This is a genomic window from Bartonella refiksaydamii (assembly GCF_902652675.1).
GTDB lineage: Bacteria > Pseudomonadota > Alphaproteobacteria > Rhizobiales > Rhizobiaceae > Bartonella > Bartonella refiksaydamii.
The window spans coordinates 112,312-135,281 of record NZ_LR736291.1; the positions used below are offsets into that span (position 1 = coordinate 112,312).

General features: G+C 38.1%; 19 protein-coding genes and 1 other RNA gene. 9 read left to right on the top strand and 11 right to left on the bottom strand.

Features of this window, described 5'->3' with window-relative positions:
- Nucleotides 1-3 precede the first annotated feature (3 nt).
- Nucleotides 4-2,163, top strand: coding sequence for an NAD-dependent DNA ligase LigA (gene ligA, locus GQO39_RS02215; protein ID WP_156850760.1), 2,160 nt, complete (start codon nucleotides 4-6; stop codon nucleotides 2,161-2,163).
- Nucleotides 2,164-2,408: 245 nt separating this feature from the next.
- On the opposite strand, the gene GQO39_RS02220 is transcribed toward ligA, so the two are convergent.
- Genes GQO39_RS02220 through GQO39_RS02230 form a run of 3 tightly spaced genes read right to left on the bottom strand, consistent with a single transcriptional unit; the run spans nucleotide 2,409 to nucleotide 5,733 of the window.
- Nucleotides 2,409-4,235 carry an aminopeptidase P family protein gene (locus tag GQO39_RS02220; RefSeq protein WP_156850761.1) on the bottom strand — a complete coding sequence of 609 codons (1,827 nt, stop codon included), beginning with the start codon at nucleotides 4,233-4,235 and terminating at the stop codon, nucleotides 2,409-2,411.
- Between the two features lie 17 nt (nucleotides 4,236-4,252).
- The gene (locus tag GQO39_RS02225; RefSeq protein ID WP_156850762.1) at nucleotides 4,253-5,122 is read right to left on the bottom strand and encodes a 50S ribosomal protein L11 methyltransferase; all 870 of its coding nucleotides are present in this window, start codon (nucleotides 5,120-5,122) and stop codon (nucleotides 4,253-4,255) included.
- Between the two features lie 29 nt (nucleotides 5,123-5,151).
- On the bottom strand, nucleotides 5,152-5,733 hold the full coding sequence (locus tag GQO39_RS02230) for an SCO family protein (RefSeq protein WP_156850763.1): 582 nt from the start codon (nucleotides 5,731-5,733) through the stop codon (nucleotides 5,152-5,154).
- Nucleotides 5,734-5,872: 139 nt separating this feature from the next.
- Here GQO39_RS02230 and GQO39_RS02235 point away from each other — a divergent pair, with 139 nt between their 5' ends.
- A complete protein-coding gene (locus tag GQO39_RS02235; protein WP_007553410.1) occupies nucleotides 5,873-6,502 on the top strand; it encodes a DapH/DapD/GlmU-related protein in 630 nt (209 codons plus the stop codon).
- 46 nt (nucleotides 6,503-6,548) lie between these two features.
- Here GQO39_RS02235 and GQO39_RS02240 read toward each other — a convergent pair whose 3' ends face one another.
- The 5 genes from GQO39_RS02240 to ssrA all read right to left on the bottom strand — a co-directional run bounded on the left by GQO39_RS02240 (nucleotide 6,549) and on the right by ssrA (nucleotide 10,516).
- Entirely contained in the window at nucleotides 6,549-8,855 is a 2,307-nt protein-coding gene (locus GQO39_RS02240; RefSeq protein ID WP_156850764.1) for an ATP-dependent helicase, read from the bottom strand.
- Between the two features lie 122 nt (nucleotides 8,856-8,977).
- The gene (locus GQO39_RS02245) at nucleotides 8,978-9,229 is read right to left on the bottom strand and encodes a ribbon-helix-helix domain-containing protein (protein ID WP_156850765.1); all 252 of its coding nucleotides are present in this window, start codon (nucleotides 9,227-9,229) and stop codon (nucleotides 8,978-8,980) included.
- Between the two features lie 10 nt (nucleotides 9,230-9,239).
- Entirely contained in the window at nucleotides 9,240-9,422 is a 183-nt protein-coding gene (locus GQO39_RS02250; RefSeq protein ID WP_007553407.1) for a DUF4169 family protein, read from the bottom strand.
- A gap of 7 nt (nucleotides 9,423-9,429) precedes the next feature.
- Nucleotides 9,430-9,975: an SspB family protein gene (locus GQO39_RS02255; protein ID WP_156850766.1), complete on the bottom strand. Its 546-nt coding sequence runs from the start codon at nucleotides 9,973-9,975 to the stop codon at nucleotides 9,430-9,432.
- A 184-nt stretch (nucleotides 9,976-10,159) separates the two neighbouring features.
- Nucleotides 10,160-10,516, bottom strand: a transfer-messenger RNA (tmRNA) gene (ssrA, locus tag GQO39_RS02260).
- Nucleotides 10,517-10,615: 99 nt separating this feature from the next.
- Between ssrA and GQO39_RS02265 the strand changes: the two genes are divergently transcribed.
- Nucleotides 10,616-10,921, top strand: a complete 306-nt coding sequence (locus tag GQO39_RS02265) for a DUF2853 family protein (RefSeq protein WP_156850767.1) — start codon at nucleotides 10,616-10,618, stop codon at nucleotides 10,919-10,921.
- A 68-nt stretch (nucleotides 10,922-10,989) separates the two neighbouring features.
- Here the strand turns inward: GQO39_RS02265 and GQO39_RS02270 are convergent, their stop codons facing one another.
- The 3 genes from GQO39_RS02270 to GQO39_RS02280 all read right to left on the bottom strand — a co-directional run bounded on the left by GQO39_RS02270 (nucleotide 10,990) and on the right by GQO39_RS02280 (nucleotide 16,102).
- Nucleotides 10,990-12,312: an MFS family transporter gene (locus GQO39_RS02270; protein ID WP_156850768.1), complete on the bottom strand. Its 1,323-nt coding sequence runs from the start codon at nucleotides 12,310-12,312 to the stop codon at nucleotides 10,990-10,992.
- A gap of 447 nt (nucleotides 12,313-12,759) precedes the next feature.
- On the bottom strand, nucleotides 12,760-14,067 hold the full coding sequence (locus GQO39_RS02275; RefSeq protein WP_156850769.1) for an MFS family transporter: 1,308 nt from the start codon (nucleotides 14,065-14,067) through the stop codon (nucleotides 12,760-12,762).
- A gap of 727 nt (nucleotides 14,068-14,794) precedes the next feature.
- A complete protein-coding gene (locus tag GQO39_RS02280) occupies nucleotides 14,795-16,102 on the bottom strand; it encodes an MFS family transporter (RefSeq protein ID WP_156850770.1) in 1,308 nt (435 codons plus the stop codon).
- Nucleotides 16,103-16,311: 209 nt separating this feature from the next.
- On the opposite strand from GQO39_RS02280, the gene GQO39_RS02285 reads away from it, so the two are divergent.
- The 6 genes from GQO39_RS02285 (at nucleotide 16,312) to miaA (ending at nucleotide 22,934) form a co-directional block, all read left to right on the top strand.
- Nucleotides 16,312-17,106 carry a thymidylate synthase gene (locus tag GQO39_RS02285; RefSeq protein ID WP_156850771.1) on the top strand — a complete coding sequence of 265 codons (795 nt, stop codon included), beginning with the start codon at nucleotides 16,312-16,314 and terminating at the stop codon, nucleotides 17,104-17,106.
- Nucleotides 17,103-17,612 carry a dihydrofolate reductase gene (locus tag GQO39_RS02290; RefSeq protein ID WP_156850772.1) on the top strand — a complete coding sequence of 170 codons (510 nt, stop codon included), beginning with the start codon at nucleotides 17,103-17,105 and terminating at the stop codon, nucleotides 17,610-17,612. The genes GQO39_RS02285 and GQO39_RS02290 overlap by 4 nt, the downstream gene beginning before the upstream one ends.
- Nucleotides 17,613-17,731: 119 nt before the next feature.
- Nucleotides 17,732-18,877, top strand: a complete 1,146-nt coding sequence (gene hflK / locus GQO39_RS02295) for an FtsH protease activity modulator HflK (RefSeq protein WP_156850773.1) — start codon at nucleotides 17,732-17,734, stop codon at nucleotides 18,875-18,877.
- A gap of 2 nt (nucleotides 18,878-18,879) precedes the next feature.
- Nucleotides 18,880-19,815, top strand: coding sequence for a protease modulator HflC (gene hflC / locus GQO39_RS02300; RefSeq protein WP_156850774.1), 936 nt, complete (start codon nucleotides 18,880-18,882; stop codon nucleotides 19,813-19,815).
- Between the two features lie 151 nt (nucleotides 19,816-19,966).
- On the top strand, nucleotides 19,967-21,469 hold the full coding sequence (locus GQO39_RS02305; protein ID WP_156850775.1) for a Do family serine endopeptidase: 1,503 nt from the start codon (nucleotides 19,967-19,969) through the stop codon (nucleotides 21,467-21,469).
- Nucleotides 21,470-22,061: 592 nt separating this feature from the next.
- Entirely contained in the window at nucleotides 22,062-22,934 is an 873-nt protein-coding gene (gene miaA / locus GQO39_RS02310; RefSeq protein WP_156850776.1) for a tRNA (adenosine(37)-N6)-dimethylallyltransferase MiaA, read from the top strand.
- Nucleotides 22,935-22,970 lie beyond the last annotated feature (36 nt).

Below are 22,970 nucleotides of genomic sequence, written 5' to 3' on the forward strand. Positions count from 1 at the left end.
TTTATGAACAAGGGTGTAATTAAAAACTTAACTGCTCTTGAAGCAGAAAGTGAATTGGAGTGGTTGGCAAAAGAGATTGCGCGTCATGATCTGCTTTATAATACTAATGATCAGCCCGAAATTTCCGATGCAGAATATGATGCTCTTCGTCGACGTAATGCAGAAATTGAAGCTCTCTTTCCAGAGCTCATTCGTGAAGATTCTCCTTCACATAGAGTTGGTGCACCGATTTCTGAAAAGTTTGAAAAATCTGTTCATGCACAGGCGATGCTTTCTCTTGATAATGCATTTAGTTTTGAAGATGTCGGTGAATTTATTGAGCGCGTTCGTCGCTTTTTACGACTTCCAGAAACACAAGTTTTGGAAATAACAGCTGAGCCGAAGATTGATGGTTTATCTTTATCTTTGAGTTATGAGAAAGGAAGGCTTGTGCGGGCCGCAACGCGTGGTGATGGATATGTAGGTGAAAATGTTACTGCGAATGCATGGACAATTTCTGATATTCCAAAAGTATTGCAAGGTAATTTTCCCGATATTCTTGAGGTTCGTGGTGAAGTTTATATGGGACGGAAAGATTTTCAAGAGCTTAATATGAATCAACAGGAAGAGGGAAAATTAGCTTTTGCTAATCCTAGGAATGCTGCAGCTGGTTCGCTACGGCAGCTTGATTCACGGATAACCGCAAGTAGAAAGCTTAAATTTTTTGCTTATGCTTGGGGTGAAGTAAGTGAAATGCCGGCAGAAAGCCAAATAGGGATGATGAAAAAGCTAAAAGAATATGGTTTTATTATCAATCCATTAACAGAAGTTTTTAATACATTAAAGGAGATTGTTTCATATTATCATGATATCGAAGAGCTTCGTCATTCCTTAAATTATGATATTGATGGGATTGTTTATAAGGTTAATGATTTGATGCTACAGGTGCGTTTGGGGTTTGTCTCTCGTTCGCCACGTTGGGCAATTGCGCATAAATTTCCAGCAGAAAAAGCTATGGCGCTTTTAGAAGGCATTGATATTCAAGTAGGTCGAACTGGAGCATTAACTCCTGTTGCTCGTCTTGCACCTATTACCGTTGGCGGTGTGGTGATTACTAATGCAAGTTTGCATAATGAGGATTATATTAAGGGAATTGGTCATAAAGGAGAGCCAATTCGTGAAGGGCGTGATATTCGTGTAGGTGATACAGTGATTGTACAACGTGCTGGTGATGTGATCCCTCAAATTGTTGATATTGTTGCTACAAAGCGCCCAAAAAATGCTTCTGCTTTTGTTTTTCCTCACTTATGTCCTGCTTGTGGGAGTCATGCCGTTCGTGAAGTAGGTGAAGCTATACGTCGATGTACAGGGGGGCTTATTTGTCCAGCACAAGCGATTGAGCGTATTCGTCATTTTGTTTCGCGTAATGCCTTCGATATTGAGGGGCTTGGGAAAAAACAAGTGGAATTTTTTTTCCGTGTTCAAGATGAGACACTTTGTATTCATACACCAGCCGATATTTTTACTTTACAACGGCGCCAAGAAAAATCTTTGACGCGTTTAGAAAATGTGGAAGGTTTTGGTATTGTTTCAGTTCGTAAACTTTATGATGCCATTGATGCACGCCGAAAAATTCCTTTAAGCCGTTTTTTGTTTTCGTTAGGAATTCGCTACGTTGGTGAGGTTAATGCACGACGTCTTGCGCGCGCCTATCAAAATTATGTTGCTTTCGAGACTACTGCGATGGCCGCGATTATGCCATGTGATAAGGGAAATGAACAAGGCAATGAGGCTTGGATAGAGCTTACAAGTATCGAGGGAATCGGGATACAGGTAGGGAGCGCAATTATTGATTTTTATCAAGAAGCGCATAACCGCGAGGTTTTGTCTGTCTTGTTGAATGAAGTAACGCCTCTTGATGAAGAACTTGTGATGACAGATTCTTCACCAATAGCAGGAAAGATAATTGTTTTTACAGGAACTTTGGCACGAATGTCACGCGATGAAGCAAAAGCATTGGCAGAACGATTAGGTGCAAAAACCTCCAGTTCTCTTTCTAAAAAAACGGATCTTCTTGTTGCAGGAGTTGGGGCAGGATCGAAGTTAGCTAAAGCGCAAGAATTAGGTGTTGAGGTTATAGATGAAGAGACTTGGCTGCGGTTGATTGATAGGCAGTATGTTTAGGGTGGATCTTCTTCAAGCATGGTGAATTTTCTAGTATTTGTCATTTTTGATCAGGTGTGATTTATTGACATTAAAAGCTAATATGTAACTCTAATAATTACCTTTCGTGCTGTAAAATGTTATCTTTCAGAACAGCGATATAATAGAAACATTTTTTGTATTTACTCATGCAAACATACTTTCTCTTAAAAAGAAAAAATGCGGTGTCCTGTAAGAATAATTAGAAGATGTTTGTGCTATTTTATTTAAAGAGGCATGGTTGCTTCTTTTGCCCATTCTTTATCTTCTTCATTTAAGTAAGGTGCATTAATCTGATAAACATGTGCGTGGTAGTCGTTGAGCCATTGTTGCTCCTCTAGTGTCAAAAGCTCTGGGAGAATTAAGCGTCGATCAATGGGACAATGTGTGAGTGTTTCAAACGAGAGCATTTCTGTATCTCCACCGTTCATTTTTTGTGCTGGTTTTACAATCATCAAATTTTCAATACGAATCCCAAAAGCACCTTCGCGGTAATATCCAGGTTCATTAGAAATAATCATTCCAGGAATCAATTCTTGGTACCCATTGCGCGAAAAATTTTGTGGTCCTTCATGAACAGAGAGAAAAGATCCAACTCCATGACCAGTGCCATGGGCATAATCAAAACCTGCTTTCCATAAGGCAATACGTGCTAGAGAATCAATGTCTTGTCCGCGTGTACCTTTTGGAAATCGTGCGGTTGAAAGAGCAATCATGCCTTTGAGGACAAGAGTGAAACAGCGTTTTTCTTCTTCTCCAATATTCCCAATTGCTACTGTGCGTGTGACATCTGTTGTGCCATCACGATATTGTCCACCTGAATCTACAAGATAAAGTTCACCAGCATTGAGTTGTTTATTTGTTTTAGTCGTTACACGATAATGAACAATGGCACCATTTGCTCCTGCTGCTGAAATTGTATCAAAAGAGAGATCTTCAAGCTTTTCTCCCATTTCTTTTGCTGTTGTTATGCGAAATTCTTCTAATTTTTGAGCAGCAGAAATTTCATTTATGGACCCTAGTGTTTGTTTATCTAACCAAGAAAAAAAACGCGTAAGGGCTATACCATCGCGCAGGTGTGCTTTGCGTGCCCCGTTTAGTTCTGTGCTATTTTTAATGGCACGTGGTAGAGCAGCGGGATCAGCAAGTGTAATAAAAGAGCCGTCTTGTTCTTCAATAGTGGTGCGTAATTTTTCGCACGTTAGTTGTGGATCTAAGGCAAAAATTGCTCTCTTTTGAACATAATCTTTGATTTTTGGAATAAGCTGTTCTGGTTCGTATAATTTTGCATAACGTTCCAGATATTGTTTCTGTTCTATACCCAGTTTTGCGCCGTTAATGAATAAGGTGGGTGCTTCTTTGATGGGAATAAGAGCAAAACAAAGGGCAAAAGGTGTGTTGGAAACATCATTGCCACGTATATTGAATATCCATGCAATAGAAGAGGGGTCTGTGAAAATAAAAGCATCTGCATTGGTTTGCTCGATATTTTTGTGAATCAAGGACAGCTTCTCATCGGTATTACATCCTGCATATTTGAGAGGATGAATCGATAAGGCAGATTGTGGTAATGGTGGTTGGTCATGCCAGATAAGATCAATGGGATTTTGTTGAACTGTTATAAGTTTCCCACTTGCTTTCATTTCTAATGCATTTTTCAATGTATCTATAGCGGCAATGGTGTGGAGCCATGGATCAAAGCCAATAGAAAGCTTTCGCCCATTTTTTTCAAGCCATTGTGAAGGTGGGTAAGTTATGAGGTCTTCATATTCAAAAATATTAGGATCAGTTTGTTGGCGAACTTGGAGTTTATAGCGCCCATCTGTGAATATGATGGCTTTGTTTTTTAAAATGAGTGCAATACCTGATGATCCAGTAAAGCCAGTAAGCCAGCTAAGACGTTGAGCATGTGGGGGGACATATTCTCCTTGATGTTCATCTGCACGTGGGACAAGAAAGCCATCTAGTCCAAGGCGATCGAGTTCTTTACGAAGAAAGGTAATACGTTCGAGAGCATGAGTAGGATTTGTTGTCGCCTCAAAAGATTGATACATAGCAACGTCCTTTTCTTTTATTTTAGATGTATCGTAACCCATTCTTGACGGTGGTATGTTTCAATGTGTTGTAAGCCTTGTTTAACATAAGCTTCCAATACAGAGGTGCGTTGTTCTTCAAAAATTCCAGAGAGTATAAGTGATCCACCTTTTTGAAGTGCTTGTACCATTTCTGGTGCAAGTTCAATGAGTGGATTGGCAAGGATATTGGCAACGATCAGATCAAATGGTGCACGTGATGCAATTTGATCATGGGCAAAACCTGTTGCTGTAACAGCTGTAATATATTCTTTTACATCATTGAGTTCGATATTATGTTGTGCAACTTGAACAGCAATGGGATCAATATCAGACGCAAGTATAGAAATAGGCTTGAGCGTTGCGATGCTAATGGCTAGTACACCGCTACCGGTACCAAGATCAAGAACATTTTGTGGATTTTCATTTTGCATTACTTTGGCAATCATTTCCAAACAACCAGCTGTTGTTCCGTGATGTCCGGTGCCAAAAGCTTGATTAGCTTCAATTTCAATAGGCAAAACATTTGGTGGAATGTCGCTTCGGCTATGGCTTCCATGTAAGAAAAAAGGACCAGCACGCACAGGTGTCAGTCCTTGAAGGCTTTGTTGAACCCAATCAATATCAGGTAAAATTTCGTGGTTAATTTTATTGGGATCTATAGAAAGGATATTTGAAAAACGTTTTGAGGCATTTTCTTGGTTTTCTTTATTTACATAAAGTGACAGCTCATACACGGCATTTTTTTCATCTACTTCTGCAAGAGCAAGAGGATATCCTTCTTCATCAAAGGCTGTTTCCATAAGAGTATAAAACTGTTCTGCTTCCTCTTTAAAAATAGTACAATACAGACGAATTTGTTGCGACATTTTGTTCTTTCTTTTAACAAACTTTTTATTTAATTCGAGACGAGTTTTTTAAGCCGTTCAATGGCGATAGCATCTTTTAATTCGTTTCCGCCTTCTTCAATTTCATAGGGAATAACACCGGCTAGTTTTCCGCCTTTTTTTAGTAAAAAGATTGCTGCTGTGTGGTTGTATGTATAGTTACCATCTGTTCCTGGTACTTTTTCAGCAACGATGTTAAAAGAATCTATCATTTTATGAACTTTTTCAGGATCTCCACTGATACCAGTAATTTTATTGTTAAAATTACTGAGATAATCATGAAGTACTTCTGGTGTGTCACGTTCAGGGTCAACAGTGACAAACCATACTCCTAATTTATCAGCTCTTGGTCCAAGAGCTGTCAGCCATCGATCAAGATTGATTAGCGTAGTAGGGCAGCTCTCAGGGCACATGGTAAAGCCAAAGAAAATTATCGAAGGCTTGCTTCGAATATCAATTTCGGTGATAGTCTTTCCGTTGGAATCAGTGAGTATAAAATTATCGCCTAGAGGTTTATTTCTCAACGTATCATAAATAAAAATGCCTATAAGAAATATGGCTGTTAGCCCCAAGATACGTATTACATTTTTCATAGTTTGACTTTCTTAGATAGATCAAAAAATTGTAACATTGGCTAGTTAACTTTGCAATCTCTGTTTCATGGTTGATTTTGTTTCGCTAGTCGGTATGTTCTTTCATGTTATTTATAGAAAAATAATTGGTAGAAGATGAATGAATATTGAGAGAGATCTTCGATTCCGTGAGAGTGAGCCTCGTATTCATACGACAGCACGGCTGCATGGATGTAAATTGGGACGCTATGTGGAAATCAATGAGCGGGTGATTTTGCGTGATGTAATGGTTGAAGATTTTTCTTATTTTGAGCGTAATAGTGAAGCTATTTATAGCGATATTGGGCGGTTTTGTTCTATTGCATCTCATGTATGTGTGAATGCGCTAGAGCATCCTATGGAACGCCTTTCCACACATAAAATAACATATCGTCCTAACGAATATTTTCGTTATATGCCGTTGGAGAGTTCCTTTCGTGAAAGGCGTCGTGTAAAACGTGTTATTGTTGGACATGATGTATGGATTGGACGTGGTGCGGTTATTATGCCTGGGGTAACAATTGGACATGGTGCTATCATTGGTGCTAACGCTGTTATAACAAAAGATGTTTTACCTTATATGATTGTTGCTGGTATTCCTGCAAAGCTGTTGCGGATGCGTTTTTCTGATTATGTGATTCATATGCTTTTGGAGATGGCTTGGTGGAATTGGCCGCTTGATAAAATTTACAGTGCATTGTCTGATATGCAAAATCTTCCAATCGAGGCTTTTATTCACAAATGGAAATAATTAAGATAAAATGAGAAAATGTTTTTTGTTAAGAAAGATAATTTTATTAGGCTTTGCTTACAAAATTATCGAGTACACGCTTTTCTCCCGCTTTTTCAAATATAATAGTTAGCTTATGGTTGTCTATTGCTGTAATATGACCATAACCAAATTTTATATGAAAAATCCGATCATTGATTGAGAAGTCTGAAGCAGGTTCAGAGATTGATTGGGCAATGTTTTTTTGTGCACGTTTCCATCTTGATTTGGAATAATTATTATAAAAGGGATTTTGCTGTTTAGAGTGCGATTTCCCATAACCACCATAAGATGTTTCTATTCCTATTAATTCTATATGTTCTGCTGGTAATTCCCCTAAAAAACGGGATGGAAGTGCTGGTTGCCAAAATCCATGAATTCTTCGATTGGATACAAACCATATATGCAAATGTTTTTTTGCTCTTGTTAGCCCTACGTAAGCTAGGCGCCTTTCTTCTTCTAAACCCGAACGGCCTCCTTCATCCAATGAGCGCTGATGGGGGAAAAGCCCTTCTTCCCAGCCGGGAAGAAAAACTGTTTCAAATTCAAGTCCTTTGGCTGAATGAAGAGTCATGATGTTGACCGCATCGGTATTTTCATTGTTATCAGCGTCCATTACCAGTGCAACATGTTCTAAAAAGCTATGAAGGCTTTCAAATTGTTCCATAGAGCGGATCATTTCTTTGAGATTTTCTAACCGTATTGGTGCTTCTGGTGAGCGATCTTCTAACCACATAGCTGTGTATCCTGAGTCATCAAGGATTGTTTCGGCAAGTTCTCTATGAGGGGTGTATTGTAGCATATTTTGCCAACGGCGAAAGTTTTCAATAATGCTTCGCAATGAACTGCGTGCTTTTGGTTTTAGCTCATCCGTTTCAATAATTGTTGCTGCAGCAGCAAAGAGAGGAATAGAGCGTGCACGTGCACTTTCATGAAGAGTGCGTAGGGTTGCATCCCCTAAGCCCCGTTTAGGCGTGTTGATAATGCGTTCAAAAGCTAAATCATCTGCTGGTTGAACAACAACGCGCAAATAAGCCATGGCATCACGTATTTCCATTCGTTCATAAAAGCGTGGGCCACCAATGACGCGGTAGTTAAGACCAAGTGTGACAAAGCGGTCTTCAAATTCACGCATCTGGAATGATGCGCGCACCAATATTGCTATATGATTTAATGAATGTCCGGCTTGTTGTACACGTTCAATTTCTTCTCCAATTGCCCGCGCTTCCTCCCCAGAATCCCATGCTGCATGAATTTTTACTTTTTCTTCTTCTTCTGTATTTATTTGATCAGAAAAAAGTGTTTTTCCAAGTCTTTCTTGGTTATGAGAAATGAGATGAGAAGCAGCTTTGAGAATGTGTGATGTTGAGCGATAATTGCGTTCTAAACGAATAATTTTTGCAGGAGAAAAATCTTTTTCAAAACGCAATATATTATCAACTTTAGCGCCACGCCACCCATAAATAGATTGGTCATCATCACCAACACAACAGAGGTTGACATGGTGTTCTTTAGGTTGTTGTGCCAAAAGGCGAAGCCAAAGATATTGTGCTGTATTCGTATCTTGATATTCATCCACAAGAATATAGCGAAATTTGAAATGATATTCGTGAAGAATATCTGGATTATGTTGAAAGATAGAGATAGAATGAAGCAGGAGATCGCCGAAATCGCAGGCATTAAGACTTTTTAGTCTATCCTGATAGCTGTAATAGAGTTTGCGTCCCATGCCGTTGCCAAAGGAATGGGCATCACTTTCTGAAATGTGTTCTGGTGAAATCCCTTGATTTTTCCAAGAATCAATCATTATAGCGAGATTTCGTGCGGGCCAACGTTTATCATCCAATCCTTCTGCTTGAATAAGCTGTTTTAAAAGTCGAAGGACATCATCGCTATCAAGAATTGTAAAGTTGCTTTTTAAACCAACAAGTTCTGCATGGCGACGCAGGATTTTTGTGCCGGTGGAATGAAAAGTTCCAAGCCAAGGCATACCTTCAACAATTTCACCAATAAGTGCACCAATACGCATTTTCATTTCGCGTGCTGCTTTGTTGGTAAAAGTTACAGCAAGTATTTGCTGAGGAGAGGCAAGCCCAGAGCGTAAAATGTGAGAAATGCGCGTAGTCAAAACACGTGTTTTTCCCGTACCAGCACCCGCAAGGACTAAAAGAGGCCCTTGAGTATTCATCACAGCTTGTTGTTGTTCGGAATTAAGTTGTTTTAAATAATCGGCATCATATTGTGAAGTATGAGCAACTAACCTAGGGTTATTTTCATACTTTTGGAGCGGAGATTCATCTTCGAAAAATGGCATGTTATCGAAAAAATTATTCATTATACCTTCTTGTGTAGTATTTTTTTCATCTGAGTGCTAGACCTAAAAATATTTTCTTTAAAAAGTCGCAACAGCTTCCGTTGAATAAGAAGACAAAGATTGTAAACCAAATAAAACGAGCATTAAAGGCGTTGAGTAAGAACGTTTTGAAGTGCATAAACGCGTAATGAAGCCGAAAGACTCACTTTTTGTGGTCTTTTGCTGTCAAAATCGGTGATAATAAAGGCTAAAGATTGTCCTTTTTTGCGTGCTATAGCTTTGAGAATGTCTAGAAATGGTTGCTCTAAAGATACGCTTGTTGTGTGTCCACCAATGCGTACAGATATTTTTTTGGGGACCGCTTTTTTCCAATCAATAAGATTATTTTCGTGCATTTTTTCACTCTTATTCGTCGCACCATAAACGATTTTGATCGAGAATTTTTTGCGCTTTTAAAGTTTCTTTTTTCTCTAAAAGTTTATCAGCTTTTGTTCGTCCAAAACGATAGCGATTTTCTTCTGCATGGACAGCTTTTTCTGCACGTTTTTTTCGTTTTCGAAATTGGCGAAGGTTAATCGGTTCAGTCATGAAATATTTATTTTTTTCTAAAAGAATCTAATGAGACAACATCAGCACTTTGTTTGGCCTCATTTTTTGAGGTTTCCTGATTTGTAATGAGATTTTGTTCTTTTGTGAGCGTATTTTCTTTTTTTTGTTTATCTGATAGAACGATAGGTGTGGATGGTGTATTTTCTGAGTTTTTACTCTCTCTAAGGTTAAGATTTGAGGGTAGGTCAAATGCTGCTTCAAATGACGCTACAGGGTCATAAAATACTTGGATAGAAGTAAAAGGAATCACTAATTTTTCGGTAATTTCTCTAAAAGAGAGCGTTACTTCAAAGGCAGTTTCTGAAACGCTTAAATCTCTAAACTGATGTTGTAATACGATTGTCATTTGCTCCGGATAACGATTTTTAAGCCGAGAAGAAATTTTCACACCTGGAACATTTGTAAAAAAGGTAATAAAAAAATGATGGTTTCCCGGAAGACCTGCTTTAGAAACTTCCGATAAAACTTTACGGATAACCCCACGAAGCGCATCCTGAACGAGAATATCGTAACGGATTTGATCTTGAATCATCGAATATTCCTTTATTTCACGCAGAAGACGAGCGTGCACAATATTGTTCAATAGACAATATTGTGCAATAGAATGTATTCTAAAGATAGCAATATTTTGTCTACGATGCATCTAAATTAACCGAAAATAATGTGAAATTTTATGAAAAATAATATCTAATAGATCAATCAATAATATTAACAAAAGTGAAGGCTTCTGTTGCCAGGTGCCTTCGAACCCCGCTTAAACCTGCGACGGTTTAAGGCTTAATTTGAAGCATTCACACCACCTTAAGCGGCGAGACGTGCTTCCGCATAGTTGTCATTTGCAACTACTCATTTAGTCCGATAACGGTGGTACTATGCCGAGTAAAAGAGCGATCTTTACGCCTTTGTCGATCCTATTTCGCCCCCACCAAAATATAACCAATAGAGATTATACTTTGGTGGAGGCGCCGGGTACCGCCCCCGGGTCCAATAGGTTTATTTCACCGTCCATTTATTACCATAGCCGGCAAGCCAGCTCCTTAAATATAGATGAAGAACAGCCTTTCGGAAAGGGGGGGTTGTTAATATTTTAAATCCTCTAATTATTTATAAGCTATATCTAGATGTGGTTGTAACAATACAGCCGCTAATTTTTGGAGAGGAGATGTTGCAGAATGACAAATGATCTAGCAGATATTAAATTATATGATCCAAATCCTGATGGGGCTGCCATAGAACGGCTAAGACAGCGTTTGGCTTTGGTGATGCAAAAGCAGGATGCATCGTTGGTTGCTACATCAGATCCAAAAGAGTTGGAACGCGTTGAAAAATGGGTTCAAGATGTATTAGGTGCCGATGTGCAGAGCTCTAAAACAGCTGTTTCGAAAATTGCAGATATGATGTCTGGAGAGCGTAGGAAAAGTCGTATGACTTTTTATTATTTGGTCGCTAAACAATTAAATGCACTTCATAAAATTTAAGTATAAAAATTAAATTTTTATGCAATTATTACAAAAAAGCCCAATTACTTGGGCTTTTTCGTTTTCTCTTAATGTGAGAAGTTTTGATGGGGATCATCCTCTTGAAGATATCCCCCCTTACTCATATCCGGTATAAAGAGGGTGGCAATGAATGCAATGATCATCACGCCGGTTACGTAAAAATAAAAGAGTGATTCATATCCCATATTTTTTAATCCAAGTGCTACGTATTCAGCAGAACCACCAAGTAATGCATTACCAATAGCATGAGAGAGACCAACTCCTAGTGCTCGCACTGAAGAGGGGAACATCGCTGATTTTACGACACCAGAGATGGATGTATACATGCTCATGATACAGAGTATTCCAATAATGGCTAATAGCGCAATCCATTTATTATCCGTATGACCGATTATGATAAGTCCAGGAATCGTAAAGAGAGTAGAGAGTACACTCCAAATAATAAGTAAATTTTTTGTTCCAATTTTATCAGCTAGTATACCAAATACGGGTTGAAGTAATATGAAAATAAAGAGTGCGGCAGTCATCACAGTTGTAGCGGTATGTTTATCAAAGCCGGTAGTCGTGATTAGATATTTCTGCATATAAGTCGTACAGGTATAAAATGTGAGAGAGCCTCCAGAGGCGAAGAGAACAATTACAAAAAAGGCTTTTGTGTGTTTGCTTAAAAGCTCTTTAAGACTCCCAGTTTGTTTTCTAGAACGGCTTTCTTTAGTGGTTGTTTCATGAAGCGAACGACGTAGATAAAGTGTAATTATTGCTGCTAATCCACCAATCGCAAAAGGAATACGCCAGCCCCATGTTCTTAATTGATCTTCCGTTAGATAAAGTGCCAAAATAAATATAGTAAAACTGCCTAAAAGTTGACCAGTAATAAGCGTTGTAGATTGGAAAGAAGCAAAGAGACCGCGATGATTTTTAAGGGAAATTTCGCTTATATAAGTTGCTGCTGTACCATATTCACCTCCGGCTGAAAGTCCCTGTATCATTCGAAGTAAAAGCAGGAGAATTGCCGCAGTTCTCCCTAAAGTTTCATATGTTGGAAGTATGGCGATGAGAAAAGAGCCACCACACATCATAAAAATAGATATGAGCATTGAGCGTTTACGTCCGTAACGATCAGCAATAAAGCCAAAGAGCCAACTTCCAATTGGGCGCATAAGAAAACCAATAAAGAAGATTCCTGCAGTTTTTAAAAATTGGGTAACAACATCGCCATCTGAAGGAAAAAATTGTGGTGCAAAGTAAATTGACGCGAATGAGTAGACGTAAAAATCATACCACTCTACAAGATTACCTGATGCACTGGATATGATAGCAAAAATACGTTTTCTTGTATCATGCTGTATTAAAGTTGTTTCATTTTTCATGAAGTGCTCCCCTTCTAGATCTATAGTTTATTTTTTTCTATTTAAAGTTGTTTACGATTTGTATCATCAAAATTCAATTGTATAATGATAATTTCTTATAAAAGTTCTTTGAGACAGCTTAATTGGGTTAACTGTTTATGTCTTTTGAAAGCTGTATTTTTTTAGTTTATGAGGATAAAAGTTATCAAACCGGATCTAAAGGAAGATAATACCTTGAAAGATAGGTTCAAGATGCCTTCGGTATTGATGAGTGGAATGCAAAAACAGTAATTTCAAAAATTGCAGAGGTGATGTCTGGTGATTGCAGAAGAAGCCGTGTGATTTTTTAATTTGGCAGCCAAATAATTAAATACACTTCATAAAATTTATACGATACAAAAATGGGATTTTTATGCAACAATGGAAAAAAGCCCAATTTCTTAGGCTTTTTTATTTCATATAGAAAATTTAATGGATCTCATTATCTTTAAGGTATCCTCCTTTGTCTATATCCGGCATAAGGAGAATTGTAATGAACGCAATGATCATCATGCAGATTATATAAAAAGAGAATACAGATTCGTACCCGATTTTTTTAAATTGAAGTGCTACAGCTTCAGCGGATCCGCCAAATAATGCATTAGCAATAGCATAAGAGAGGCTAACACCTATTGCTCGGATTGAAGCAGGAAATAATTCTGCTTTTATGATACCAGCGATGGATGTATAAAAACTCATAATACAGAGCATTCCAAGGATGATGAATAACGCAACCCATGCGTTATTGGCACTGCCAATTATTCTAAGTGCAGGAATTGTACAGATGATGGATAAGATACTCCAAATGATAAGTGAAGCTCTTGCTCCAATTTTATCCGCTAGAGAACCAAATAGGGGCTGGAGTAACACAAAAACAAAGAGTGCAGCAGTCATGATTGTTGTCGCAGTGTGTTTATCAAATCCGGTCGTTGTGATCAGGTATTTTTGCATATAAGTCGTATAGGTATAAAATGTGAGTGATCCTCCAGCTGTAAAACCCATCACCAAGAAGAAAGCTTTTTTGTGATTGTGTAGAATTTCTTTAAGACTACCACTGTTTTGTTGAGAGCGGCTTTCTTTTGTTGTTGTTTCATGGAGTAAACGACGGAGGTAAATAGCGATCATTGCTCCGAAGCCACCAATCACAAAAGGAATACGCCAGCCCCATGCTTTTAATTGATCTTCAGTGAGGTAAAGTGCTAGAATAAATACAATGAAACTGGCGAGAAGTTGACCTGTAATAAGCGTGGCATATTGGAAAGAAGCAAAAAGCCCACGACGATTCTTAGGGGCAACTTCGCTCATATACGTTGCTGCTGTACCATATTCACCGCCGGCTGAAAGTCCTTGAAGCATTCGGACTAAAAGTAGAAGAAAGGCCGCTGTTGTTCCCAAAGTTTCGTAAGTTGGAAGTATGGCGATGAGGAAAGACCCACCGCACATCATAAAAATAGATATAAGCATTGAGCGTTTTCGTCCATAACGATCAGCAATGAATCCGAAGACCCATCCTCCAATAGGGCGCATAAGAAAACCCATAGCAAAGACAGCTGCGGCTTTTAAAAGTTCCGCAACGGTATTGCCATTCGAGGGAAAAAATTGTGATGCAAAATAAATAGACGTAAAGGAATAGACATAAAAATCATACCATTCTACGAGATTTCCTGATGCACTGGATATGATAGCAAAAATACGTTTTCTTGTATCATGTGGTGCTAAAGTTGTTTTGCTTTTCATTAAGTAATTCCCTTTTAATATTTCTTTTCTCTATTTAAAATTGTTTACGATTTGTATCATCAAAATTCAATTGTATAATGATAATTTATTATAACAATTTTTTGAAACAGATTATTTTGATTATATTTTTATGTCTTTGGAGTTCTTTATTTTTGTAGTAGGATGAAGAAATCTAATCTTCATAAGAGATTGTATTTTTCTTAATTATACTGTGTTTTGTGATTTTCTTAGAGGAAGAAAAGTTTATGTGATTAAGAAAACCGTTGTTTTTGTTTCCTCATTATCAATTTAGCTAAACATTAAGGCATATAATAGTGTTATTGAGTGTGTTGTGCAGTGCTTGGTGTTTTTGACAAATTTTCCATATTTTAAGGTATTGCATTATAATGCGGTGAAAATTTTCGTTTTTTGAGAGTTTCAAAATAAGGTCGGTATGTTTTTGTCATGAAGAGAAATTATTTTCAATAAAGGATCATCATTATTAGATAATAACCTCTTTTTTCTTTTATTTTGATAAAAAAGTGAAGGTATTTTAAACAAATAAAATGTTTTTTAATCTAAGTGTACCGAATTCGGTAGAAAAAATAACATACTGATAATATAGTGAGAGAATATACTTCTCATGGTTTATATCAAAGAAAAGCGTATAAAGGATTGTTAATACTGAATTTATACGATTATCATAATCAAAAGCCCTAGTAGGGCTTTTGATTCAGCACAGGAAACTTTAATGGATTCCATCACCTTGAAGATATCCTTTTTTTCTGGCATCGGGCATCAAGATAACTGCAATAAATGCAATTATCATCATGCCGGTTATATAAAAATAGAAGACAGATTCATATCCCATATTTTTTAACCAAAGTGCTACATATTCGGCTGATCCACCAAATAATGCATTAGCAATAGCATAGGAGAGCCCAACTCCCATTGCACGTACTGAAGAAGGAAACATTTCCGCTTTTACGATACCAGAAATGGACGTATAAAAACTCATAATGCATAGCATTCCGATAATGATTAATAAAGCAACCCTTGTCTCATTAGCGTCAGCAATCATTTTAAGCCCAGGAATCGTAAAGATAATAGATAAAATACTCCACATGAGGAGTGAAGTTTTTGTACCAATTTTATCAGCTAGAAAGCCAAATAAAGGTTGAAGTAACATAAAAACGAAGAGTGCAGCTGTCATTATAGTTGTGGCTGTATGTTTATCAAATCCGGTAGTCGTGATCAGATACTTTTGCATATAAGTCGTATAGGTGTAAAATGTAAGCGATCCTCCAGCTGTAAAGCCAATAACCAAAAAGAAAGCTTTTCCGTGATTGCGTAAAAGCTCTATAAGACTACCAGCCTGCTTTTTAGAACGACTTTCTTCGGTTGTTGTTTCATGAAGAGAACGGCGGAGATAAATCGCAACAATTGCTCCTAATCCACCAATTGCAAAAGGAATACGCCAGCCCCATGCTTTTAACTGATCTTCTGTGAGATAAAGCGCTAGAATGAATATCACAAGGCTGGCTAAAAGTTGTCCACCAATCAGCGTAGTGTATTGAAAAGAGCTAAAGAACCCACGGCGATTTTTGAGGGCAACTTCACTCATATAAGTTGCTGTAGTGCCATATTCACCGCCGACAGAAAGTCCTTGAAGCATTCGAAGTAAGAGTAAAAGAACTGCTGCTGCCATTCCAATGGTTTCATAGGTAGGAAGTACTGCTATTAAGAACGAACCGCTGCACATCATAAAAACAGAAATAAGCATCGAGCGTTTGCGTCCATAACGATCAGCAATAAATCCGAAGAGCCATCCTCCAATAGGACGCATAAGAAAACCAATGGCAAAAACACCAGCAGCTTGTAAAAGTTGTGCAACAACATTACCATCAGAGGGAAAAAATTGTGATGCAAAATAAATCGATGTAAAGGAATAAACGTAAAAGTCGTACCATTCTACTAAATTACCTGATGCACTAGATATGATAGCAAAGATACGCCTCCTTGTATCATGCGGTGCTAGAGCTGCTTCATTCACCATAAGTCTATCCCTTTATAATTATGTTTACGTTTATTTAGACCCCTAAAAATTTTCTACAGTATTTTATCTTTTGCGTCAAAAATTTAATTAGATAGTAGTAATATTCTTGTGCAAGACGTTTTGAGAAGAGAGATTTGATTTGAATTGTATTTTTACGAATTTTACAGTTTTTATTTTCTATAATCGATAGAATCGTCCATAATCTTAATATGAAAACCTACCTTGATTTTTTATCACATGTTTTACATCAGGGCATTGATCGTACAGATCGCACTGGTGTTGGGACGCGATCGATTTTTGGGTATCAGATGCGATTTGATTTACAAGCTGGATTCCCATTGTTAACAACAAAGAAACTGCATTTGCGTTCGATCATCTATGAGCTTTTGTGGTTTCTTAAAGGTGATACAAATATTGCATGGTTGAAGAAACATGGTGTATCAATTTGGGATGAATGGGCTGATGAAAAGGGAAACCTTGGTCCTATTTATGGTTATCAGTGGCGTTCTTGGCCTGCTCCCGATGGAAGACATATTGATCAAATTAATAACCTTTTAACTATGATCAAAGAAACGCCTGATTCTCGTCGCTTAATTGTATCTGCTTGGAATCCCGCATTGATAGAGAAAATGGCTCTTCCTCCTTGTCATTGTCTTTTTCAATTTTACGTTGCTGATGGTAAATTATCTTGCCAACTTTATCAACGTTCAGCGGATATTTTCTTAGGTGTTCCATTCAACATTGCTTCCTATGCGTTATTAACGATGATGATTGCGCAAGTGAGCAAACTTAAAGTAGGAGATTTTATTCATACCCTTGGTGATGCCCACCTTTATTCTAATCATTTTGAACAAGCTCAATATCAGTTGTCACGTGTACCAAATGCTTTGCCGTTTATGCGTATAAATTCAGAGGTAACAGATCTTTTTTCTTTTAAATTTGAAGATTTTGAATTGCTTAGTTATGACGCTCAACCACATATTAGAGCACCGGTGGCAATATGATTTTTCAAGTTTGTTTAATTGCAGCTATTGCAGAAAATGGTGTTATCGGTCATAAAGGTGCTTTGCCTTGGCATTTGTCGACGGATTTACAACGCTTTAAGGCTTTGACTTTCGGTAAACCCATTATTATGGGTCGAAAGACTTGGGATTCTCTTGGCCGTCCTTTACCTGGGCGCACAAATATTGTCATTACTCACAATCGTGCTTTCGCAGCTGAAGGCGCTGTTATTGCACACTCTTTATCTCAGGCTTGTTCGGTTGCAAAAAGGGTGGCTTCTCAAAATAGTGCAGATGCAGTTTTTATTATTGGTGGTGGTGAAATTTTTCAACAAGGGTTGCCTATTGCTGATAAAATATTTCTTACAGAAGTTTTAGCTTCCATTAAAGGTGATAGCTTTTTTCCTGTTTTCGATAAAGAAAAGTGGACTATTATACAAACACAATATATTCCAGAAGGAGTTAAAGACAGTCATCCATCACGTTTTATGGTTTATGAGCGGAAGTAATCGTTTGTAATTTAAGTGGAGGAAGCCTGTTCTTTACATTGTAATCGGGTAAGAGGTATCCTATAAGAGCGAGTGAATAGTTAATATTTAATTAATGGTAGTCAGTTAAAGAGGTGATAATGCCCTGGACAAATCAAAATGGTGGCGGCCCATGGAGCGGCGATAAAAATAAATCGGGTGGCGATAAGAAAGCGCCAGCTAAGAATCTTTTTGGGTCTGGGGATAATAACAGTGGTAATAATGGTCCCAATCTTGATGATATTTTGCGTAAAGGGAAGGATCAGTTTAAGCAAGTTGGTAGAAGTGGGATTTTTGTTCTGTTGCTTCTGCTTGCCGTGTTTTTTTTGCTCTATCAGTCGCTTTATATCGTTCAGCAAAATGAACAAGCTGTGGAGTTGCGTTTTGGTGTTCCTAAGGAAGGAATCATCGGAGATGGTTTGCATTTTCACTTTTGGCCAATTGAGACCTATATGAAAGTGCCTTTAACGGAAAAAACAATCGCGATTGGTGGTCAGTCTGGTCAGGCGCAACAAAGTGAAGGTTTGATGCTTTCGAGTGATCAGAATATTGTTAATGTCAACTTCTCTGTTTACTATCGGATTTCACGTCCAAGTCAATTTTTATTCAATGTGAGTGATCAAGAAGGGACAGTTCGTCAAGTTGCAGAGAGTGCAATGCGTGAAGTTATTGGTTCAAGACCTGTTGACGATGTTTTACGTGACAAGAAAGAAGAAGTTGCTAATGATGTTAGAAAAGTTATTCAGTTGACTGTAGATAAATATCAACTTGGTGTTGAAATAAGCCGTGTCTCTATCAGTGAAGCTGCTCCTCCTACGAAGGTTGCCGCTGCGTTTAATTCTGTTCAGCAAGCAGAGCAGGAACGCGGGCGAATGATTGAAGAAGGCAATCGTGTGCGTTTTACTAAGATTGGTTTAGCAAATGGTGAAGCTTCACGTACACGGGAAATAGCAAAAGGTGAAAAGGCGCAAATGGTTGAAGAGGCACGCGGACGTGCTGAGCGTTTTCAGGCTATAGCTCGTGCAGCAGCAATCTCACCAGAGGCTACGCGTTATCGACTTTATATGGAGACAATGGGGCGTATTCTTTCTTCATCAAATAAGTTGGTTCTTGACCAAGTAAATTCTCCGGCAGTGCCTTATTTACCTCTGAATGAATTGCTACGTGGCGATTCATTAGAAAATACGAAAAAAATATCAGCACATTCTACATCGTTATTAGATTCTCGCATTTCTGAAGGACGCTAATTATGCAGCAGTCTCGTTTCGTTTTTATGTTTAGTACCATAGTGCTTCTTTTGATGGTCTTGTGGATGTCTATTTTTATTGTTTATCCTCGTCAACAAGTGGCAATTAAGCGTTTTGGACAAATTGTTAAGGTAGAGTCTGATCCTGGGATTTATTTGAAAATGCCCTTTGTGGATAAGATGATTGTTATTGATAACCGATTATTGCGTTATGATGTTCCCACACAATCTGTACAGGTTCGTGGTGGTGCTTATTATGAAGTAGATGCGTTCTTTATTTATCGTATTACGGATCCTAAGTTGTTTTTACAGCGCATTGCTTCAGGGCGTCCGCAAATTGCTGCGCGTGAAAATCTTGCGCCGCGTTTTATAGATGCTTTGCGGGCCGTTTATGGTAAGCGAGAGTTTAAGGCAGCTTTATCAGATGAACGGGGAGCGATGATGACTGAAGTGCAACGACAGTTTTCTGTAGATGCAGGTTCATTGGGTATCACCATTCTTGATGTGCGTATCCGCAAAACTGATTTGACTGATGCGGTGTCGGAGGATGTTTATCGGCAAATGGCAGCTGAACGTGAAGCTGCAGCGGAAAATATTCGTGCTCGTGGGCAGCAGGAGCGGGATCGTATTGTGGCGGAAGCTAATCGTGAATATGAAGAAATTGTAGCAGCTGCAAAGCGTGATGCTGAAATTACTCGTGGTGAAGGTCAGGCTGAAAGCATTCGTCTTTTATTGAATGCAAGAGAAGCTAATCCGTCTTTTTATGATTTTTGGTTAGCGATGGAACAGTACAAAAATTTGGAGCGTGTTCCTATGGTGATTTCACCAAACGAAGATTTCTTTTTCTATTTCCGTCATCCTCTGCAAGCAAATAGAAAGTTTTCATCACCAATGGATACTGGCTTCAGTAAAATTGATCCAAATCTTGGGAAAGAGTAGATGACACAGTAGATTGTTGAAGGAGCTTTGATATGAGAAGTGTCGTCAGTGGTCGCTTTCTTTTATGATAAGAGCTAGGGTATTGGGCCATACTGATTTTGCATAAATAAATTTAGTGAGGCTTTTTGCAGCATTTTGTTAAAGGCATGTCATGGGTAGAAATACATTTTTGAAGTTTTTTGCTACGAAAATTGTTGTTTGTGTGGTTTTATTTTTATTAACCTCAATCAGTTTTTCTTGGGGGGAGGAGACAAAGAATACACATCTTCCGATTCCTGATTTAGCCGCTGAGCTTTTGGAGACGGTTGTGAATATTTCCACAGCACAAATTGTTGAAGGAACCGAACAGGATGAGTACACTTCGGTACCTGTTATTCCGAAAGATTCATTATTGCAAGAATATTTTAGTGATTTTTTTACACCTAAAAATGGTCAAAAGGATAGTCAGTTTCAAAAGGTACCTTCTTTGGGATCTGGTTTTGTGATTGATGCGCAAAAAGGACTTATTGTTACAAATTATCACGTTATTGTTGATGCTGATGATATTGAAGTTAATTTTACCGATGGTACAAAGCTGAAAGCAAAATTGCTTGGAAAGGATAGCAAAACTGATTTAGCATTACTTCAGGTGGATGCAGGAAATAAAAAATTAAAGGCTGTGCGTTTTGGTGATTCAGAAAAAGCACGCATTGGTGATTGGGTGATGGCTATCGGGAATCCCTATGGTTTTGGTGGAAGTGTAACTGTTGGTATTATTTCTGCACGTAATCGTGATCTTAATGCTGGTCCTTATGATAATTTTATTCAGACAGATGCAGCGATTAACCGAGGAAGTTCTGGTGGTCCGTTGTTTGATAGAAATGGTGAGGTGATTGGGATTAATACGGCAATTATTTCGCCTTCTGGAGGGTCTATTGGTATTGGTTTTGCAATACCATCCGATATGGCTCTTTCTGTGATTAATCAGTTACGTGATTTTGGAGAAATAAGGCGTGGTTGGTTAGCTATTCGTATTCAACCGGTGACAGAAGATATTGCAAAAAGTTTGAAACTAGACGACGCTGTGGGGGCATTGGTTGCTGGTAAAATAGAACAGGCGAATGTCGATAATAGCCAGTTACAGGATGGAGATGTTATTCTTTCCTTTGGGGATGCGAAAATTAAGCATGCACGTGATTTACCGCGTTTAGTGGCGGAAAGTCCAGAAGGAAAAGTGGTAGATGTTACTGTTTTTCGGGACGGGCAGGAGAAAACTGTACAGGTTAAGCTTGGTCGTTTGATTGAGACAGACGCAAATGAAAATACAGAAGAAGAATCCGATGATGAAAAAAACAGTTCTGTATCGAAAAGCATGACAGTACAATTTATGGGAATGACATTATCTGAGCTGACAGCGGATTTGCGTCATCGTTATTCAATTACGGATAAGGTTCGAGGATTGGTGGTGACATCTGTTACACAAAATAGCGCGGCAGATAAAAAGCGTATTCGCATTGGTGAAGTGATTGTTGATATTAATCAAAGTTCTGTCACAACAATTGATGAGGCTAAAAAACGTATTCACAAATTACGTGAAGCTGGACGCAAAAATGCTCTATGCATTGTTGCTCAGCCAGATGGAGAGTTACGGTTCGTAACGATTCCAATAGATTGATATTTGGGGGTGGATTGTTGCTTTGGAGATTATTTTTTGAATGTGTGTTTAACCGTTTATGTCTCTGTTATCGTTATAAGCGTATGCGATAGATGATTGTTTACTTGCTTCGGTTCTTTAAATAGCAATTATTACAGGAAGATTCGTATTAGAGCTCATAATTTGTGAGAGTTGTTGCGTCTTGTTTTGTGGTTGATGGGAAAGAAACAATATGAGGGAAATGAGTGCTTTAAGAAAGTAATTTGCTGGAGATTTATTATAAAAAATATCATTTATTTCTGTATAGAATTGTAAAAAGTATGTTTGTTTATGATGGTCATCCTGAAAAAATTTCGTGGTTGTGTTTTATTATTGCATAATGATAGCAAAAGGAAATGCTTTGAGGCTTTTTTAGGAGTTATTATTGTGTTCATTTTTTCAAAAGTGGTAGAATAATTATAGGCGCTTTCTCTGTATTAATTATAGAATTTTTTTGCTTGTATTTTGTTTGAAGAGTTCACTCTTTGACACGGTGAATGAAATGAAGGGATTTGGGGGTTGATTATGTGTGTTGCAATAAGTTGTTGATTAATGGATATAGGCATTTCCATTCATGATACAGAGAACGATTACATTGATAGCGGGGCCAACAGCAAGTGGAAAATCAGCGCTTGCCTTACAGATGGCCCAAGAAAAAAATGCTCTTATCATCAACACTGATTCAATGCAGGTTTATGATGTTTTAAATATTTTAACGGCACGGCCAACGGAGGCTGATACTGCAATTGTTCCACATTATCTTTATGGTTATGTGAGTCCTACTCTGAATTATTCAGTAGGGCAATGGTCGCGTGATGTTGAGAAATTGTTGACTACATTTACGTCGAAATCACTTATTTTTGTTGGTGGAACAGGGCTGTATTTTCGTGCTCTTTTAGAGGGGATTGCAAAAATTCCTCATGTTCCAGATGTTGTGCGACAGAAATGGCGATTTCGGCTTGATAAAGAAGGAGCTGAAAGCCTTTATCGTCAGTTGTTGCAGGTTGATGCTGTTCTCGCTGAGAAAATTTCTTCACAAGATGGTCAGCGTATCATCCGTGCTTTGGAAGTTTATGATGCAACTGATAAGAAGCTAAGCTGGTGGCAGAAACAAAAAACTCCCCCTTTGATTGTGCCAAATTGTGCCGAAAAAATTCTTCTCATTCCATCACGTCAATTGCTTTATGAACGTATTCATAAGCGGTTGGACTTTATGTTTGAAAAAGGTGTTTTAGAAGAAGTGGTTGCTATGAAAAAGCTCATGATTTCCCCTTTGTTACCAGCGATGAAGGCTATTGGTATACCTGAATTTATAGCTTATTTAGATGGATATAGAAGTTTTGAGAATGCTCTTGAAGCAGTAAAAACACAGACAAGGAGATATGCAAAAAGGCAAATGACATGGTTTCGTAATCAATTTGATGAAGAGTGGACGCCTATTTCTTGATAAAAGAGGTGAGAAGTTTGAAAAAAATCAGAAAGA

What these genes read in the sequence shown, in the direction of transcription:
- hflK (WP_156850773.1), top strand. Translation starts at nt 17,732, where the DNA reads ATGCCCTGGACAAATCAAAATGGTGGCGGCCCATGGAGCGGCGATAAA.
- GQO39_RS02275 (WP_156850769.1), bottom strand. Translation starts at nt 14,067, where the DNA reads ATGAAAAGCAAAACAACTTTAGCACCACATGATACAAGAAAACGTATT.
- GQO39_RS02280 (WP_156850770.1), bottom strand. Translation starts at nt 16,102, where the DNA reads ATGGTGAATGAAGCAGCTCTAGCACCGCATGATACAAGGAGGCGTATC.
- ligA (WP_156850760.1), top strand. Translation starts at nt 4, where the DNA reads ATGAACAAGGGTGTAATTAAAAACTTAACTGCTCTTGAAGCAGAAAGT.
- miaA (WP_156850776.1), top strand. Translation starts at nt 22,062, where the DNA reads ATGATACAGAGAACGATTACATTGATAGCGGGGCCAACAGCAAGTGGA.
- GQO39_RS02240 (WP_156850764.1), bottom strand. Translation starts at nt 8,855, where the DNA reads ATGAATAATTTTTTCGATAACATGCCATTTTTCGAAGATGAATCTCCG.
- hflC (WP_156850774.1), top strand. Translation starts at nt 18,880, where the DNA reads ATGCAGCAGTCTCGTTTCGTTTTTATGTTTAGTACCATAGTGCTTCTT.
- GQO39_RS02265 (WP_156850767.1), top strand. Translation starts at nt 10,616, where the DNA reads ATGACAAATGATCTAGCAGATATTAAATTATATGATCCAAATCCTGAT.
- GQO39_RS02225 (WP_156850762.1), bottom strand. Translation starts at nt 5,122, where the DNA reads ATGTCGCAACAAATTCGTCTGTATTGTACTATTTTTAAAGAGGAAGCA.
- GQO39_RS02270 (WP_156850768.1), bottom strand. Translation starts at nt 12,312, where the DNA reads ATGAAAAATGAAACAACTTTAATACAGCATGATACAAGAAAACGTATT.
- GQO39_RS02305 (WP_156850775.1), top strand. Translation starts at nt 19,967, where the DNA reads ATGGGTAGAAATACATTTTTGAAGTTTTTTGCTACGAAAATTGTTGTT.
- GQO39_RS02255 (WP_156850766.1), bottom strand. Translation starts at nt 9,975, where the DNA reads ATGATTCAAGATCAAATCCGTTACGATATTCTCGTTCAGGATGCGCTT.
- GQO39_RS02235 (WP_007553410.1), top strand. Translation starts at nt 5,873, where the DNA reads ATGAATATTGAGAGAGATCTTCGATTCCGTGAGAGTGAGCCTCGTATT.
- GQO39_RS02250 (WP_007553407.1), bottom strand. Translation starts at nt 9,422, where the DNA reads ATGACTGAACCGATTAACCTTCGCCAATTTCGAAAACGAAAAAAACGT.
- GQO39_RS02220 (WP_156850761.1), bottom strand. Translation starts at nt 4,235, where the DNA reads ATGTATCAATCTTTTGAGGCGACAACAAATCCTACTCATGCTCTCGAA.
- GQO39_RS02285 (WP_156850771.1), top strand. Translation starts at nt 16,312, where the DNA reads ATGAAAACCTACCTTGATTTTTTATCACATGTTTTACATCAGGGCATT.
- GQO39_RS02245 (WP_156850765.1), bottom strand. Translation starts at nt 9,229, where the DNA reads ATGCACGAAAATAATCTTATTGATTGGAAAAAAGCGGTCCCCAAAAAA.
- GQO39_RS02290 (WP_156850772.1), top strand. Translation starts at nt 17,103, where the DNA reads ATGATTTTTCAAGTTTGTTTAATTGCAGCTATTGCAGAAAATGGTGTT.
- GQO39_RS02230 (WP_156850763.1), bottom strand. Translation starts at nt 5,733, where the DNA reads ATGAAAAATGTAATACGTATCTTGGGGCTAACAGCCATATTTCTTATA.